The sequence below is a fragment of the Synechococcus sp. MU1643 genome, from assembly GCF_020514095.1.
In the GTDB taxonomy this organism is placed as follows: domain Bacteria; phylum Cyanobacteriota; class Cyanobacteriia; order PCC-6307; family Cyanobiaceae; genus Parasynechococcus.
In genome coordinates, this window is record NZ_VTKY01000002.1 from 1 (window position 1) to 16139 (window position 16139).

Genomic DNA, 16139 nt, shown 5'->3' on the forward strand with positions numbered 1-16139 from the left:
GTCTTGGGAAAGAATTAGAGAAAACATATAATATATACGGACATATCCATACTAAAAAAAGTGTGCACATAGCAAAGCATCAATCACACTCATGGAGAACCTTCTTGATCGAAAATTTAATTGGGAACGAAGAAAATCATATGATGGACTGCATAATAAGTGCAATGATTGAAGATAAGACACTTGGGCTGGTATTTCCTAGTGATCCACATTGTCCAGGTTGGGATGCAAACTACAGACAGGCAGAGATTTTGGCAGAAAAGCTAAATATTAAATCTCTAACAAATGAATTTGATTTTCCAATAGGTACAATGTTTTGGGCAAGAAAGAATGCACTCAGTCCACTGTATAGCTTAAATCTTGGTTGGGATGATTATCCTTCAGAGCCAATTGGGTATGACGGTACACTATTACACAGTATAGAAAGGTTGATACCATTTGTCGCGGAGTCTCAGGGGTTTAGCTATTCAATGACAAATATACCGAAGATCACACGTTAAGCATTAATCAGACTCTGGTAAAAAAAGTTGAGTCCATCATCAATAGATACATCAGGTCGCCAACTTAATTTAGATATAGCCCTATCGATAGACAAAACATTTACTGGGACATCAAATCCTCTGCCTGCCTTATAGATAACATTGATAGGTCTATTAAATAATAGTTCTAATTTATGCAGGAGATCTTGCAAACTTAGCCCCTGTCCTGAGCCTATATTAAACAAATGTTCTGAACCTGTATAAGAACAAGCAAGATTTATAGCAGATATGAGATCAGAAATATATATAAAATCACGCACAACCTCGCCACTTCCCCATATTTCAACATTTTCATTTCTGATTGCACGACCTAAAAATACTGGAATTACGCCTTGATTAGAGTCTAATCGTTGACGTGGTCCATACGGGTTGGCAACACGTAATACCAGACCGTCAAGACCATATAGTGCTCTATAGAGATAAACATATTTCTCAATTGCTAACTTAGTAATGCCATAAGAACAAATGGGGTCAGTTGGGTGATCTTCCTTAATTGGAAGACTTTTTGGAAGACCATAAACAGTGCCACCAGAAGAAACAACAACAACACGCTTGACATTGGACAAACGAGATGCGTCAAGAAGATTTATAGTGCCCAGTAAATTGACTGCTATATCATCAGAAGGGTTGTGGTTAGAGGATAGAGGCAGGCTCCCACTTGCTAAATGAACAACAAGTTCACATCCACTAATAACAGATTCTAAATCAAGTCGATTTTTAATATCAATACTATGGAGCGAAAGTCCTGGATTAGAGAGTGCGCTAGTACTTATGAGGCCAGGTAACCGGCGTGCTACAGCTCGAACGTTGAAACCCGCGTCTAAAAGCGAATCTACTAGATGGCTGCCTATGAAGCCACTGGCACCCGTAACAACAACCTGCATAAAAGGGATGAAGAATGTAAGAGGCCTCAGATAAAACCATAATAAAGCTCAGAACCTAAAGAACCAGAAATAAAAAGCTAGTGTTCTCAGAATGCCATGTTTGCAAGGCCACGAAGAAAATGGAGTCTTTAATAACGATGTTAATCTATGGAATCGACTTAATCTTATTAAATCAGGCAAGCACGACACCTTGATATCATAGCGGCTATAAAAACATTCCATCTGGTGAATAACATCAAGTGTATGACCTCCAGAACTTGGATCGTGCAACCATGAGTAAAGACGTGATAACCAATAATTCAATCCTAATCCTCGAGCGCCAATGGAGTTTTTATCATGCTGTCGATAAAGAATTGGTGTGTCAGATATGTAAGATATTCTCCCAAATACACTAGAAACTAAGGCAAGCCACCAATCGTGAACAACCGCATCGACTGGAAGTGGTAGCGCTACTTCCAAGAGCGCACGATTACACATAATAGTGCAACCAGTAACAACATTGGTAAGACTTATCATCGATGGAGAATCAAGGCATGGTTTCAAGCACTGTCTTTGAAAGTATGTCTCTCCAAGATCATTTAAATCTTCGCCAACAAGCTGTAGGTCAGAATGTATAAGTAAGGGAATAGACGTGCCAACCCGAGCCTCTAAATCAACGATATGATTTAAAGAGAGCTCAAGCTTATGTGGCAACCAAACGTCATCTTGGTCCGCTAATGCAACATAAGGGGCACAACTTGAACTTAACAATAAATCAACTGACGATGTACAACCAATATTCTCATTGCTCGGCAAAATTTTTATCCAATTTTGATATTTTTTAGCTAATTTAGCTAAAAGCTGGGCGGTGCCATCTGTCGAGAAATCATCACGAATAATTAATTTAGAAGGCCTCAGAGTCTGATTATATATTGATGCGATTTGTGGCTCTATAAAATCAATGCCATTGTAAGTTGGCATTACGACTTCAATCGAATGAGAACTTACCATAATTGCCAACCCCATTTACAGAAATAATGCCAAGCGCTGACTAGATTTACGAACATTAGTCGGAAGCTTTTATAATTTCCTCGACCCCAATTGTGGGTTACAGAGGCAATTGGCAAGTGCACACATTTTCCAATTTGCGAAAGAGATCTTGTGAGGTCAGCATCTTCTAAATACAAGAAGTAGCGTTCATCAAAGCCTCCAATTTTAAGGAAATTATCAGTCAACACTATCATACAACAACCACTCAAATACGTAGACTCGAAAATATCATTATAATTAAATGATGACATATTGTACCATTTATCATAACGGTCTAACCAATTAGGCTTTAAGTTATCTGGGATAAATCTCCGACTGATTAATGCTAATAAAGTAGGATCTCTTTTACACAACAACTGAGGTAAACCATCTTGATCACAAATTTGAGGCACAGCTAAGCTTACGTCAGGATGGTGATGCATCCACCCCAAAAGTTTATTGAATGATCCCGGCAGCCAGGTTAAGTCTGTGTTCATTATAGCAATATACTTTGGAAGTCTATCTAATCTGGATACGAGTAGATTTATGGCTCGACCATAACCCAAGTTAAATGGTGAGGTAACAAATAAGTCAGCTTTAGCTGCAAGATAATCAACTGGCTCATTTGGAGAATAACTATTTACTACAACTGCATACCCGATAGTAAAGGGCAATTTTGAAAGGCAATTTTGCAAATTCAGTACTTCATCCTCCGAAGGGTGGTAAGCAACAAAAAGAAGAAGCAATTCACGTTCTATATCCATGTTAACTGGAAAGGTAATTTTGGCTTAATAAATTCAAAACAATCCTCACAACATTACGTGCACAACACATGGAGATAGTCAGATAGAGGAGAAGAAACTACAAGACAGAATGAATCGCCGGGTTGGTTGATTAAACAATGTTAAAACAGCTAAGAAGTGACCAGGCTTAACCCTATTGCTCGGAAGAGCCCGAAGCAGGCTGGAACATGAACATCGAATAGATCACATTACGGCGCATGTTGGTCATCATTTCGAGGAACATGTCATAACCCTCATTCTTGTATTCGATCAAGGGATCTTTCTGCCCATAGCCGCGCAAACCCACTGATTCGCGCAGAGCGTCCATAGCCTGGAGATGCTCACGCCAAAGAGTATCAATCTGTTGCAGGATGAAAAAGCGCTCAGCTTCTCTCATCAGACCCGGGCGTTGCTGCTCGATCTGGACTTCCTTGAGGTCATAAGCATTACGTAGTTGCTCCTGGAAGAAGGCCTTGAGTTCGTCCATAACAAGGCCCTGCACTTGGTCAGGGGTAAGGTCCTCCAACAGGTAAATAAACTCTTTCACCTTGCCCACCAATTGGTTGAGATCCCATTCTTCCGGCGGCAAGTCGGGATTTACATAAGCCTCAACAATCTCATCCATCGTGCGTTCGCCGTATCCGATCACCTGCTTCTTGAGTGCACGACCATCCAACACGCGACGCCGCTCGGAATAAACCGCCCGGCGCTGGTTGTTCATCACCTCGTCGTACTCAAAAACCTGCTTACGAATATCGTAATAATAGGTCTCCACCTTCTTCTGCGCCCCTTCCAAAGAACGGGTGAGCATGCCGGATTCAATCGGCATATCTTCCTCCACACGGAAGGCATTCATAAGCCCAGCCACACGATCGCCACCAAAGATTCGCAGCAGGTTGTCGCCGAGCGATAGGAAAAAACGAGTGGAGCCAGGGTCTCCCTGGCGACCAGCGCGGCCCCTCAGCTGGTTATCCACCCGCCGGGATTCGTGCCGCTCAGTGCCGATCACATGCAAGCCACCGGCGTCGCGCACGCGAGCATCCTCCTGTTTCACCACCGCGTCGTATTCGCCCTTCACTCTGGAGATTGCTACGCGCAAAGCCTGAATCTGAAGGTCGTCGGTAGGAGCTTTCTCAGCCGCAGTCGCAATCCTCTCCTCCAGCTCAATCACAGTCAATACACGATCGCCCCAAGCCTTAACCAGGTCACGCGCAAGCTGGCCGAGGGCTTGATCGGTGTCGTCAGTGAGTGCACAGGGATAAAGGCTGTCACGGCTGAGGGTTGAGACAAGAACTGGAGCATCCGTAAAGCCAGCGGGAGTACTGCGCTGCACAGGCACAGGCGGCTTGTGATCCTCTTCCGGCTTCACCAAACGGCCCAACAGCACCTCCCGCAACTTCAAACGAGCCATATAGTCACTATTGCCACCAAGAATGATGTCGGTACCCCGTCCCGCCATATTGGTGGCGATGGTCACGGCTCCAGCACGACCGGCTTGAGCGACGATCTCCGATTCGCGCTCCACGTTTTCGGGCTTGGCATTTAGCAGATTGTGGGGAATCTCCTGCTCCGCCAGCAAAGAACTCAGCAGCTCACTCTTCTCAACCGAAGTGGTGCCCACAAGTACCGGGCGGCCGCTCTTGTGGATTTGAGCGGTTTCGTTAGCCACGGCCCGCCACTTGGCGGCTTCGGTTTTGTACACCTGATCCGCCCAATCCTGGCGGGCCCGCACCCGGTTGGTGGGAACGATGGTGGTTTCGAGTTTGTAGGTCTTTTCGAATTCCACCTCTTCTGTTTTGGCCGTACCGGTCATTCCGGCAAGGCGGGGATAAAGCAGGAAGAAATTCTGGTAAGTGATCGAAGCGAGAGTCTGAGTTTCCGGTTGGATCGGCAGGATCTCCTTGGCCTCAATCGCCTGATGCTGGCCGTCACTCCAACGTCGACCGGGCATCACCCGGCCGGTGAACTCATCCACGATTACCGCCTCGCCATCGCGGACGATGTAGTTCACATCCTTCACGAACAGCTCCTTGGCCTTGAGGGCATTGGTGATGTAGTGGGCCCAGGGATCCTGGGGGTTGAACAGATCCTCTACACCCAGCATCTGCTCGGCCTTGGTAAATCCCTGATCGGTGAGGGTGCAGCTGCGCTGCTTCTCATCCACTTCGTAATCCCCTTCCGGATCAATACCGTCTTTGCCCAGCTCGGCAGCGCGGGCGAGAGCATTAGCCACCTGGGCCGCCTGCTGGTATTTCTGCTGGGGCCGTTCCACCTGGCCAGAAATGATGAGGGGGGTGCGGGCTTCGTCGATCAGGATCGAATCCACCTCGTCAATCACGGAGTACTGGAACTCCCGCTGCACCACCTCCGAAATGTCGGCCGCCATGTTGTCGCGCAAGTAATCGAAGCCCAGCTCTGAGTTGGTGGCGTAGGTGATGTCGCACTCGTAGTTGCGCCGGCGCTCCTCAGGACGCATGTCCTGCTGAATCAAACCCACAGACAGGCCAAGAAAGCGATGCACTTGGCCCATCCATTCGGCATCACGGCGCGCCAGGTAGTCGTTCACCGTCACCACATGAACACCCCGGCCGGTAAGGGCGTTGAGATAGCTCGGCAGGGTTGCCACAAGGGTTTTGCCTTCACCGGTTTTCATCTCAGCGATCTGGCCCTCGTGGAGGACCATGCCGCCGATGAGCTGCACATCGAAATGACGCATGCCCAGCACGCGCTTTCCAGCCTCCCTAACCACAGCAAAGGCCTCGGGGAGAATCTCGTCGAGGATCGGCCGCTGATTCTCAAGGCTACCGGCGTTGGCCAAACGCTCCTGAAACGACGATGTTCTGCCGCGCAGCTCATCGTCGGAGAGAGGCACTATCTCCTCCTCAAGCAAATTGATGTCAGACACTATCGGCTGGTAGCGCTTCAGCTTGCGGGCATTTGGATCACCCAGCAGCAGCTTGAGCATGGAACCGATCGTTTGAGTGAGAGAAGCCTACTGAGCCGCGCTCTAGAAGTAGATTGGATTTCATCATTGTGTCTGGTGCCGTTCATCTCTGTGCAGAACCTGAGCCCTGAAACGCTGGCCCTACTACGGCGGCACAACTTGCTACAGCCCTTAGTCAGAGCTGAGATCCTAGGCAAGACAGTTGAGAGCATCGAGCTGAGCACAGAACAACGCGATCAAATTTGGAACAATTTCAAAGCGAAAAATAAGTTAGATACTACAGAGTTATTCGAAACCTATCTGAAAAATAATGGTCTAAAAGAAAACGATTTACGCTGGCAGCTGGAACTACCAACCCGCATTCAAATTTACAGCCAAGAGCATTTTCAACACAAAGCAGAAGCTCGGTTCCTCGCACGAAAAGAGCAGCTCGACCAAGTCTTCTACAGCCTATTGCGGCTTCAAGATAGGCATCTGGCGCGAGAGCTCTATCTACGGATCTCCGGTGGTGAAGCGAATTTCGCTGATCTCGCTGCCAACTACAGCCAAGGCCCTGAAGCCAAAACCAAAGGCGTTGTTGGGCCCGTTTCCATGACGCAATCACATCCCGCTCTGAGCGAACGACTTCGCACCAGTCAACCCGGACAGTTGCTGCAACCATTTCAAGTCGACAAATGGTGGCTGATCGTGCGTCTTGAGCGTTATGAGGCCGCCCAATTTGACGACAACACTAGACAACGCATGGCCCAAGAACTTTTTCAAGAATGGCTCAACCAGGAACTTCTCAGTAAGGTACGCAGTCTAGATTGATCTACCGACTGGCAACTTCTCCGCCAACGCGCCTCTTTGAATGACCGTTTACGACCCGGCCAGCTCGCTTAAACAACTCGAAGCTTTTAGAGACTGTAGTGAGGACGCTCTGCAGACCATTCAGGCAAACGGCTCACGGATCAGTTTCGCCACCGGTCGTTCACTCAGCACGAATGCACTGATCCCAGATCGCGTTCTGGTGGTTCTTAGCGGACGCGCCCGACTACTCGGAGAAAAGAATGGCCTGCCTGTCACCCTCGGACTTATGGGTCCAGGGAGTTTCATTGGTCTTGCCTCCCTGCTCAGAGCAGAGTCATGCGAAGAGGTGAGCGCAATGGAGCCGCTCGAAGCCTGGAGTATCCCCGACGATCTAATTGCAAAGCTCTATCGCAACGAAGCAAGCTTTCAAAAATGGTGCCAGTCAACACTTTTCCCTGCAGAACTCGCCTCCTTATTGGAGGCACTTCTGCATCAAAGTGAACGCACTACCTTCTTTGTCTCTGATGTGCTCGGCAAGGTCATTCCCCTCGCCAAGACGTTGAACGCCAGCAATGAAGCTGTGAATCAAATTGACGAAGAGCGCCTGGCATTCATTGGAAGCGGAAATGGAAGTTTGAAGCTCAATAAAGAACTTCAGCGAGAACAGTTTTCAGCAGTAAATGCCAACAAGGAAGCCTCTTTTGCACTGCGATTGATCACACTTCCAAAATCGGTGGTGGATGACCTCAAGGCAGGGCCCTCGCCGCAGGAGAGGAATCACCTTGCAGCAGCTGAAACAAATCAGAAATCTGAAGAACAACCTGCGACTGCGACCTCCCGATCAAGTCTCAATTTGAGTGGTCAGGATCCTCGCAGCAGGATTCAGCTGATTCGCGCCAATGGTGTCCTGCACGAAATCCTGGCCTGCTTCCGCATGTTGGCGCAAATCATGGGATTGCCGTTCAGACGAGATGCACTGGAGAAAACAATCCGCGATGCCCTACGTCGAGGCAAACATCCAAGCTTGCCTGTGCTCGGGCAACTCGTCTCAGGCATGGGACTTCATGCTTTAGGCGCCAAAGTTCCTCCAGCACTATGCACCCGAATGAACGTGCCCTGTCTAATGGCCTGGGGCGACGGATTCGGTGTGGTGGTTCAGAGCAATGCCAATGGAATGTTGATGGCACACCCAAGTCTTGGGTGGGTGGAGCTGTCACCAGAGCAAATACAGGAATCTGCACCAGATGGCTTTGAAGTGATCCTGGTTAATCGGACCAGCACAACACCCGACGCGAAATTTAATTTCGGTTGGTTTATACCAGCCATCCGCCGCCACCGATCCAGCCTCCTGTTAGTGCTGGGCTCATCCTTTGTGGTGCAACTCTTCACTCTGGCGAACCCGCTGCTAATTCAGGTGATCATCGATAAGGTGATTTCGCAACGGAGTCTTGATACGCTTCAAGTGCTTGGAATTGCACTGGTAGGGGTAACAATTTTCGAAGGTGTTCTGGGAAGCCTGCGAACTTTTTTGTTTGCAGACACCACTAATAGGATCGACATGCGACTGGGCTCCGAAGTGATTGATCACTTGCTACGGTTGCCAGTGGGATATTTCGATCGGCGACCAGTAGGCGAACTCGGAACCCGAGTAGCAGAACTCGAGAAAATACGAAACTTCCTCACAGGCGAAGCTCTTACAACCATTATTGATGCTGCATTTTCAGTAATTTATATCCTTGTAATGGCACTTTATAGCTGGATACTTACTCTCGTAGCACTACTTGTGGTACCTCTACAGGTTGCAATTACACTCATCGGAGCGCCTTTATTCAGACGCCAATACCGCCAGGCAGCCGAGGAAAATGCGAAAACACAATCACATTTGGTTGAGGTGCTGACGGGCATCCAGACCGTGAAAGCTCAAAATGTAGAGATCGTGAGCCGATGGAAATGGCAAGAACGCTACGGAAGATATATCAGCCGAACCTTCGAAAAAACAATTACAGGTACCGCACTTGGACAACTTGGCCAGGTGTTGCAAAAGCTCTCACAACTGATGGTTCTTTGGGTTGGAGCAAGTCTAGTACTTGATGGACAACTGACCCTAGGCCAGCTAATTGCCTTCCGCATCATTAGTGGATATGTCACACAACCCCTCCTGCGACTGTCAACAATTTGGCAACGCATCCAAGAACTAGGGGTAAGTTTTGAACGACTTGCCGACATCGTGGACACTCGAGAAGAATCAACTGAGCTTGACAAGGGGAAAATTCCTCTACCACCAATTGACGGGAAGGTGGAATTCAAAGATCTTCAATTCCGTTTCAATGCAGGCTCTCCACCAGTTCTTAAAAACATCAATCTATCCATTACCCCAGGAACTTTTGTAGGTGTAGTTGGCCAAAGCGGCAGCGGCAAGAGCACATTAATGAAATTATTGCCAAGATTGTATTCGCCCACAGAAGGTAATATTCTAATTGATAATTACGACATCGACAAAGTTGAGCTTTATTCGCTACGCCGGCAAATTGGAATTGTTCCTCAAGAGCCTCTTCTTTTTACTGGCAGCGTAAGTGATAACATTGCCTTAACTGACCCTAATGCAAGTAGCGAAGAGATTGCAAAAGCTGCACATGTTGCTTGTGCCCACGAGTTCATCATGGAATTACCCTCCGGATACAGCACTGAGTTGGGAGAACGCGGGGCAAACCTATCTGGTGGGCAACGTCAACGACTCGCCATCGCGAGAACACTACTTGCAAATCCAAAACTCTTGGTGATGGATGAAGCCACCAGCGCTCTAGATTACGACACTGAACGCCGAGTATGTCAAAACCTACGTGAAGCTCTCGTTGGCAGCAGTGTTTTCTTCGTTACCCACAGGTTATCAACAGTTCGCAATGCAGACCTAATCGTAATGATGCATCAAGGTGCAATCGTTGAAACAGGAACCCACGAAGAACTTATTGCACTGCAAGGACGTTATTACGCTCTTTACCGTCAACAGGAGGCTGGCTAAATGTCCCGCACTAATGAACTAATGAAAACTCCATCTAAGCTGATCAAAAAAGCTCAAGACTTAATAGAACAGGTCTTTCACGAGCAAGAAGGTGAAGGTGAGGTTATCCAACAATCACCCATTTGGATGCGCGCTACCACGTGGGGACTTATGGGAACAGCAACATTTGCGGTGGCATGGCTAGCGATTGCCAAGACAGATGAAATAGTCTCGGTCACCGGCAAGCTCGAACCTCTTGGTTCCGTTCAAGAAGTTCAAATGCCAACCGGTGGAATTGCTTCAAAAATCCTGGTGCAAGATGGCGACGAAGTAAATGCAGGCGACGTTGTCATGCGCCTCGATGGAGAAGCAACAGAACAGCGATTAAACTCACTACAAGAAAGCAAAAAACTAAAAAATCAACAACTTGAACTCAAGCAACTAGAATTAAAACAATATCTGCTCCTAAATGACGAAGAAACTAAAACGCTGAAGAATAATTTGGCGTTACAGAAAGAAATTTTATCTCGCTATGAAATCCTGAATGAACAAGGTGCAGCCTCGGAATTACAGTATTTACAACAACTCTACCGAGTAGAAGAGACAATTGGAACTCTCAATCAAGTTCGAGTCGATCGCATGCGTCAACAAGCAGCTCAAAATCAGCAAATCCAACAACTCAAAGCAGAACTTCAGGAACTTCAAGCTCAAATCACCGAAGCGTCGGTGAACATTCGCTATCAAGCCTTACGCTCACCCGTCGACGGAATTGTGTTTGATCTCAAAGCACGAGGCGAGGGCTATGTAGCACAAAGTACTGAAACGGTAATGAAAATCGTTCCTTATGACACTCTTGAAGCACGTGTTGAGATTCCAAGCAGTGATCGCGGCTTCGTAAAAGTGGGCATGCCTGCAGATCTTAGTATTGATTCTTTCCCCGCGACTGATTTCGGAGTTCTGGCAGGGAAAGTCAAGAGTATTGGCTCCGATGCACTACCGCCTAGCCAAATCGATAATCGCCCAGAGTATCGCTACCCTGCCATGATTCAACTCAACAGCCAACAACTCAAACTTAAAAATGGCCAAGAACTGCCTCTGAAAGTTGGCATGAGCTTGACTTCTAACATCAAGCTAAGAAAGGTAAGCTACCTACAACTTCTGCTTGGAACTTTCCAGGAAAAAGTTGACTCCTTACGAGAATTTTAAGAAGTATCTTAACTACAAGCGAAGAAATCATCTAGATCAACCTACCAAGACTGTCGGCACAAGCACAGCTCAGGTTTTCCGAGATCAAAATATCTCTGGCGTCAGAGTAGACCCTGAGCATGAAACTTAATATATGAGTCCATCGAGAGTCGATTAGGAGTGATCACAACAGAACAAAAAATGAGCCCGACCATTACGACACGCAGACTGGCAGCTTCTGGATGATCGGCACCACAAAACATTGAAAATAGGTCTTGATATTTTTTTCTCAGCTGTTAAATGTGAACCCTTTTATTCGCTTCGGCTTAGTAGAAATTGGGTAGCTGCTGATTACTAGATCCACCACTACAACCCAAATCATGCGATCACATCTTTAGACTTAAAAATCTTGAAATAAATTCGAATAAAAATAGCTTTTATAACTTCTTCCATTGGTCACAATAGCTCTAAGATTTTCTCAAAAAATGCCAATAATTACTGAAGCACCTAGACATTTATTAGCCAACATGAGCTAGATATGTATTTACACAAAATCCTTACTGGCAAGGCTGAAATCAAAAATTTAATGAAAATTAAAACCAAATTAATTTGCGACGAAGAACTTCAATAAAGGCACACAAATTGCTAGAAGGGCTAACGGCCTGAAGCCTTTAAAATAGTTTTAATTGTACGAAACAAAATCATCAGATCCAGCCAAACACTGAATCGCTTGAGATAAAATAAGTCGTAAGACAATTTGAGATCAGAATCCTCAATACTGCTCGCATATGGAGCGCAAACCTGTGCCCATCCACTTAAGCCTGGTCGCATCCAATGGCGCATGCGGTAATGGGGAATGTTGTGCTCCAACTCGTCTTCTAACTCCGGACGCTCTGGCCGTGGCCCGATCAGGCTCATATCTCCTGTCAACACATTGAGCAGCTGCGGCAATTCATCAATCCTGAGCCGGCGCAAGATCTTGCCAGCACGCGTGATGCGCGGATCACCCTCTTGCGTCCAGCGCGCAGCTGCATGGGCCGGCTGCACGCGCATCGTGCGCAGTTTCAACACCGTGAAGGGAACACCCATCCAGCCCGAGCGCCTTTGGTGATAAAACACTGGACCTTGATCATCCAGCCAAATCCAAGCCATTGCCAACAGCAGCAGCGGTGAGGTGATCAGCAGCAAACCCGTGGCGAGAATCAGATCAGATGCACGCTTCAGCTGCGTCTGGATGCTGAACGGTGCTGCCCATGGCATTTCGTCATAGGTAATCCAACCTTCACCCAGGAGAACAGGAGGCAACCGCTCCTGCTGGCGCTCAAATAAACCCGCTGGTGAGATCACCTGAATCTGGCGTGGATCCAAAGCATCCAACTGCTCACCCAGCCACAAGTGCTGAGTTCGCTCCCGCCATTGAGAGCCCAACGTGATCAGACAACGCTCATTCGTCGCCTGGACGTGCTCTTGAAGCTGATCAGACTCAAGCAACTGCAAATTCTGCCGTTGCGGAACACGGCTCCAAGCCTGCTGAATAACCTGCGCTTCTTGACTATCGGCCACTAACAACAACTGAGGTAGATCCGGAAGCACCAAACCTCTTCGCAAACAGATCCGCACCGATAACGACCATAGGCAAACACCGCTCAACCAGAGCAGCTGCACCCGGCGATGCAACAGCCAAATACTTTCGGCCGGATTGGTCACCCAGCGGGCGATTGCGACAACAACGAGCGTGGCCATGCACGTCAGCAAGACACGTTGCAACAGCGCCAGGTGCGGGAGATGTCGCCAACGCAGAACCGAGTAACTGCCAAACAGCCAGCCCAGGGTCGGATAAAGCAACAAACAAAAGAACGTCCAACCCCAAGGCCATACCAACGTTTGGATCGCAATCGATAAAGGAAGCCAGTTCGTAGCGACCGCGAAAAGAGCGAGCAGGATCATCTGACCTGCCAAATCAAGACCCGCGGCCAGAAACATTAGGCTTCTGGGATCCTTAGACCACATCAATTCAGTAGATCATCACAGAGATATTTCATCACGAATCACACTCAAAACTGAATTGATCGCAATGTCTCTAGTCCAAACTTCCTTGCATCGATGCGTCTATTGGCCCTAAGCACACTGATTTGACAATGGTGTCAAGCCCCAAAAACCCTGGGCTTAAAAAGTCCGATCCAAAAGGTCTAACGATTTGTCGTTTTATCAAGCGGATGAAGAGATTCGAACTCTCGACCCTCTCCTTGGCAAGGAGATGCTCTACCACTGAGCTACATCCGCAAATCGTCCCTCGGGAAATGACCCTTATGACCAGGTCAGCATGCACTACGGAGGGTCCCTCGGTCAATCCACCTCAACCCCTGAAGATCTGGTGAGGAACTGGCTCAAGGGATGAAAACAAAAATAAGAAACTCAGTGCGACCCAGCCATCTTTTGGCGCAGCTGCTTCACACGATCGCGCAGGTTCGCGGCTTCTTCGAAATCAAGCTTCTTAGCCGCCTCCTTCATCTTGGCCTCCAATTGATCGATCAATTCCGGCAACGCCTCCAGCGCCAGGCCGGCATCGGGATCGTTCTCCAGAGCCTGGGCGGCTTTGCCCACCACCTCCACCAGATCGGCATCAGGCCCGTCTTGCTTGAGCTTGCGGCTCAACTCCAGGAAGCTGAGGATCGAGTTGCTGGCCTTCTTGCCCGCCGCCGTCGGCACGATGCCGTTTTTCTCGTTGTGGGTCTGCTGGATCGCCCGGCGTCGCTCGGTTTCAGAGATGGCCTTGGCCATCGAGTCGGTCATGTTGTCGGCATAGAGCAGCGCCACCCCCTCCACATGCCGAGCAGCCCGGCCGATGGTCTGGATCAAGGAGCGCTCAGCCCGCAGGAAACCCTCCTTGTCGGCATCGAGGATGGCCACCAGGCTCACCTCCGGCAGGTCCAGGCCCTCCCGCAGCAGGTTCACCCCCACCAACACGTCGTATTCCCCCAGGCGCAGATCCTGGATGATCTCGATCCGCTCGATCGAGTGGATCTCGGAGTGCAGGTAGCGCACCCGCACCTCGTTCTCCGCCATGTAATCGGTGAGGTCTTCCGCCATCCGCTTGGTCAGCGTGGTGACCAACACCCGCTGGTTCTTGGCAGCCCGATCGCGGATCTCCCCCAACAAATCATCCACCTGGCCCGTGGTGGGCCGCACCTCCACCACCGGATCCAGCACCCCCGTCGGGCGGATCACCTGCTCGGCCACCTCGCCGCCGCTCACCTCCATCTCCCAGTTGCCAGGCGTGGCTGAGACGAACACCGTCTGCCGCGCCTTCTGCCAGAACTCTTCGCCCTTGAGCGGCCTGTTGTCGGCGGCACTGGGCAAGCGGAAGCCGTGCTCGATCAGCACCTTCTTGCGGGCCTGGTCGCCGTTGTACATCGCCTGCAATTGGGAGCAGGTGACGTGGCTCTCGTCCACGATCAACAGCCAATCATCGGGGAAGTAATCAATCAGGCACTCCGGCGGGGTGCCCTCCTCACGGCCGGCCAGGTGGCGGGCGTAATTCTCCACCCCGTTGCAATAGCCCACCTGGCCCAGCATCTCCAGGTCGTACTTGGTGCGCTGCTCCAGCCGCTGGGCCTCCAGCAACTTGCCTTCGCCGTTGAGCACATCCAGCCGATCCCGCAATTCCTGGCGGATCTCACGAATGGCGGTGTCGAGCCGATCTTTAGGGGTGACGAAGTGCTTGGCCGGGTAAATGTTCACCGCATCCATGCTCTGCAGGATCTCGCCGGTGGTGGGGTCGACGTAGCGGATCGCCTCCACCTCGTCACCGAACAGTTCGATCCGCACCAGCCGGTCTTCATAGGCGGGGCCGATCTCCAGCACATCCCCTTTCATCCGAAAACGGCCGCGGGCGATTTCGGTGTCGTTGCGGCTGTACTGGTTGTTCACCAGCTCCCGCAGCTGGCCGCGGATGTTGAGGGTCTCCCCCACCTCGAACTTCACCGCCGCCTTGAGGTATTCACTCGGAATGCCCAGGCCGTAGATGCAGCTGATCGAGGCCACAACGATCACATCGCGCCGCTCGAACAACGAACGCGTCGCCGAGTGGCGCAGCATGTCGATCTCCTCGTTGATCGACGCCGTCTTGGCGATGTAGGTGTCGCTGACCGGAACGTAGGCCTCCGGCTGGTAGTAGTCGTAATAGGAGATGAAGTACTCAACGGCGTTCTCGGGGAAGAACTCCCGCAGCTCATTGCAGAGCTGGGCTGCCAGAGTTTTGTTGTGGGCCAACACCAAGGCCGGTCGGCCGGTCTGGGCGATGACGTTGGCCATCGTGAACGTCTTGCCCGTGCCCGTCGCCCCCAGCAGGGTCTGATAGCGCTCACCGCCGTTCACGCCCTTCACCAGCTGCTTAATCGCTGTCGGCTGGTCACCTTTAGGGGTGTAGGGCGCCGTGAGGTCGTAGGCGGGCATGGGTGCTGTGCCAAACGGCGGCCGTCAATTATCACCGGGGAGCAAGATGAAGTGCTGCGGCTCCCCGACCCGTGACCCCGATCCGGCTGGTTCACCATGCCCCCGGAGCCCCTGGCCTGCGCTGGCTCGGCCTTGGGCCGGATCTGCGCCCCAGCCGGGCGCTGATCAAGCTGCAACGGCTGTTCGATCGCCACGCTTTCTGGGCCCGCGGCCGCAGCTTTTCCCAGTTGCGGCGTTTGCTGGCCGGGAGCGACGCTGTGGTGAGCCTTTGGCGGGGCAAGCGGCTGGTGGGCTTCGGCCGGGCCACCTCCGATGGCTTCAGCCGCGCCGTGCTCTGGGACATCGTCGTGGCCGGCGATCTGCAAGGCCATGGCCTGGGCCGCCGGGTGATTGAAGAACTCCTCCACACCCCGCCGGTGGTGGGCGTGGAGCGGGTATATCTGATGACCACCAAAAGTGCCGGCTTCTACCGGCAACTGGGCTTCCAGGATGCGAACCCGCAACAACTGATGGTGCTGCGCCGCTGAGGCATCTCAATCCAGTCAAGCCCGGTAC

11 protein-coding genes and 1 tRNA gene are annotated in these 16139 nt (G+C 50.2%); 5 read left to right on the forward strand and 7 right to left on the reverse strand.

Going from position 1 to position 16139, the window contains the following annotated elements:
* Positions 1 to 500: rhamnan synthesis F family protein (locus tag FZX09_RS04225; protein ID WP_226400402.1), on the forward strand; the 500-nt coding region annotated here is incomplete at its 5' end.
* Here the strand turns inward: FZX09_RS04225 and FZX09_RS04230 are convergent.
* The 4 genes from FZX09_RS04230 to secA form a co-directional block, all read right to left on the reverse strand.
* Positions 497 to 1423 carry an NAD-dependent epimerase/dehydratase family protein gene (locus FZX09_RS04230; RefSeq protein WP_226400403.1) on the reverse strand — a complete coding sequence of 309 codons (927 nt, stop codon included), beginning with the start codon at positions 1421 to 1423 and terminating at the stop codon, positions 497 to 499. The genes FZX09_RS04225 and FZX09_RS04230 overlap by 4 nt on opposite strands.
* 48 nt (positions 1424 to 1471) lie before the next feature.
* Positions 1472 to 2428, reverse strand: a complete 957-nt coding sequence (locus tag FZX09_RS04235; protein WP_226400404.1) for a glycosyltransferase family 2 protein — start codon at positions 2426 to 2428, stop codon at positions 1472 to 1474.
* On the reverse strand, positions 2407 to 3195 hold the full coding sequence (locus FZX09_RS04240; RefSeq protein WP_226400405.1) for a glycosyltransferase family 2 protein: 789 nt from the start codon (positions 3193 to 3195) through the stop codon (positions 2407 to 2409). The genes FZX09_RS04235 and FZX09_RS04240 overlap by 22 nt, the downstream gene beginning before the upstream one ends.
* Positions 3196 to 3367: 172 nt before the next feature.
* Entirely contained in the window at positions 3368 to 6178 is a 2811-nt protein-coding gene (secA, locus tag FZX09_RS04245) for a preprotein translocase subunit SecA (protein WP_226400407.1), read from the reverse strand.
* A 75-nt stretch (positions 6179 to 6253) separates the two neighbouring features.
* Between secA and FZX09_RS04250 the strand changes: the two genes are divergently transcribed.
* The 3 genes from FZX09_RS04250 to FZX09_RS04260 are packed head-to-tail and all read left to right on the forward strand — an operon-like array spanning position 6254 to position 11150.
* On the forward strand, positions 6254 to 6967 hold the full coding sequence (locus FZX09_RS04250) for a peptidylprolyl isomerase (RefSeq protein ID WP_226400409.1): 714 nt from the start codon (positions 6254 to 6256) through the stop codon (positions 6965 to 6967).
* Between the two features lie 40 nt (positions 6968 to 7007).
* Positions 7008 to 9965 carry an ABC transporter transmembrane domain-containing protein gene (locus FZX09_RS04255; RefSeq protein ID WP_226400411.1) on the forward strand — a complete coding sequence of 986 codons (2958 nt, stop codon included), beginning with the start codon at positions 7008 to 7010 and terminating at the stop codon, positions 9963 to 9965.
* Positions 9966 to 11150 carry an HlyD family secretion protein gene (locus FZX09_RS04260; protein ID WP_226400413.1) on the forward strand — a complete coding sequence of 395 codons (1185 nt, stop codon included), beginning with the start codon at positions 9966 to 9968 and terminating at the stop codon, positions 11148 to 11150.
* 633 nt (positions 11151 to 11783) lie between these two features.
* Here the strand turns inward: FZX09_RS04260 and FZX09_RS04265 are convergent.
* The 3 genes from FZX09_RS04265 to uvrB form a co-directional block, all read right to left on the reverse strand.
* Entirely contained in the window at positions 11784 to 12692 is a 909-nt protein-coding gene (locus FZX09_RS04265; protein WP_226401082.1) for a sugar transferase, read from the reverse strand.
* Positions 12693 to 13340: 648 nt separating this feature from the next.
* Positions 13341 to 13412, reverse strand: a tRNA-Gly gene (locus tag FZX09_RS04270).
* 132 nt (positions 13413 to 13544) lie between these two features.
* Positions 13545 to 15584, reverse strand: a complete 2040-nt coding sequence (gene uvrB / locus FZX09_RS04275) for an excinuclease ABC subunit UvrB (RefSeq protein WP_226400415.1) — start codon at positions 15582 to 15584, stop codon at positions 13545 to 13547.
* A gap of 71 nt (positions 15585 to 15655) precedes the next feature.
* Here uvrB and FZX09_RS04280 point away from each other — a divergent pair, with 71 nt between their 5' ends.
* Positions 15656 to 16111: a GNAT family N-acetyltransferase gene (locus FZX09_RS04280; protein ID WP_226398901.1), complete on the forward strand. Its 456-nt coding sequence runs from the start codon at positions 15656 to 15658 to the stop codon at positions 16109 to 16111.
* Positions 16112 to 16139: the final 28 nt, after the last annotated feature.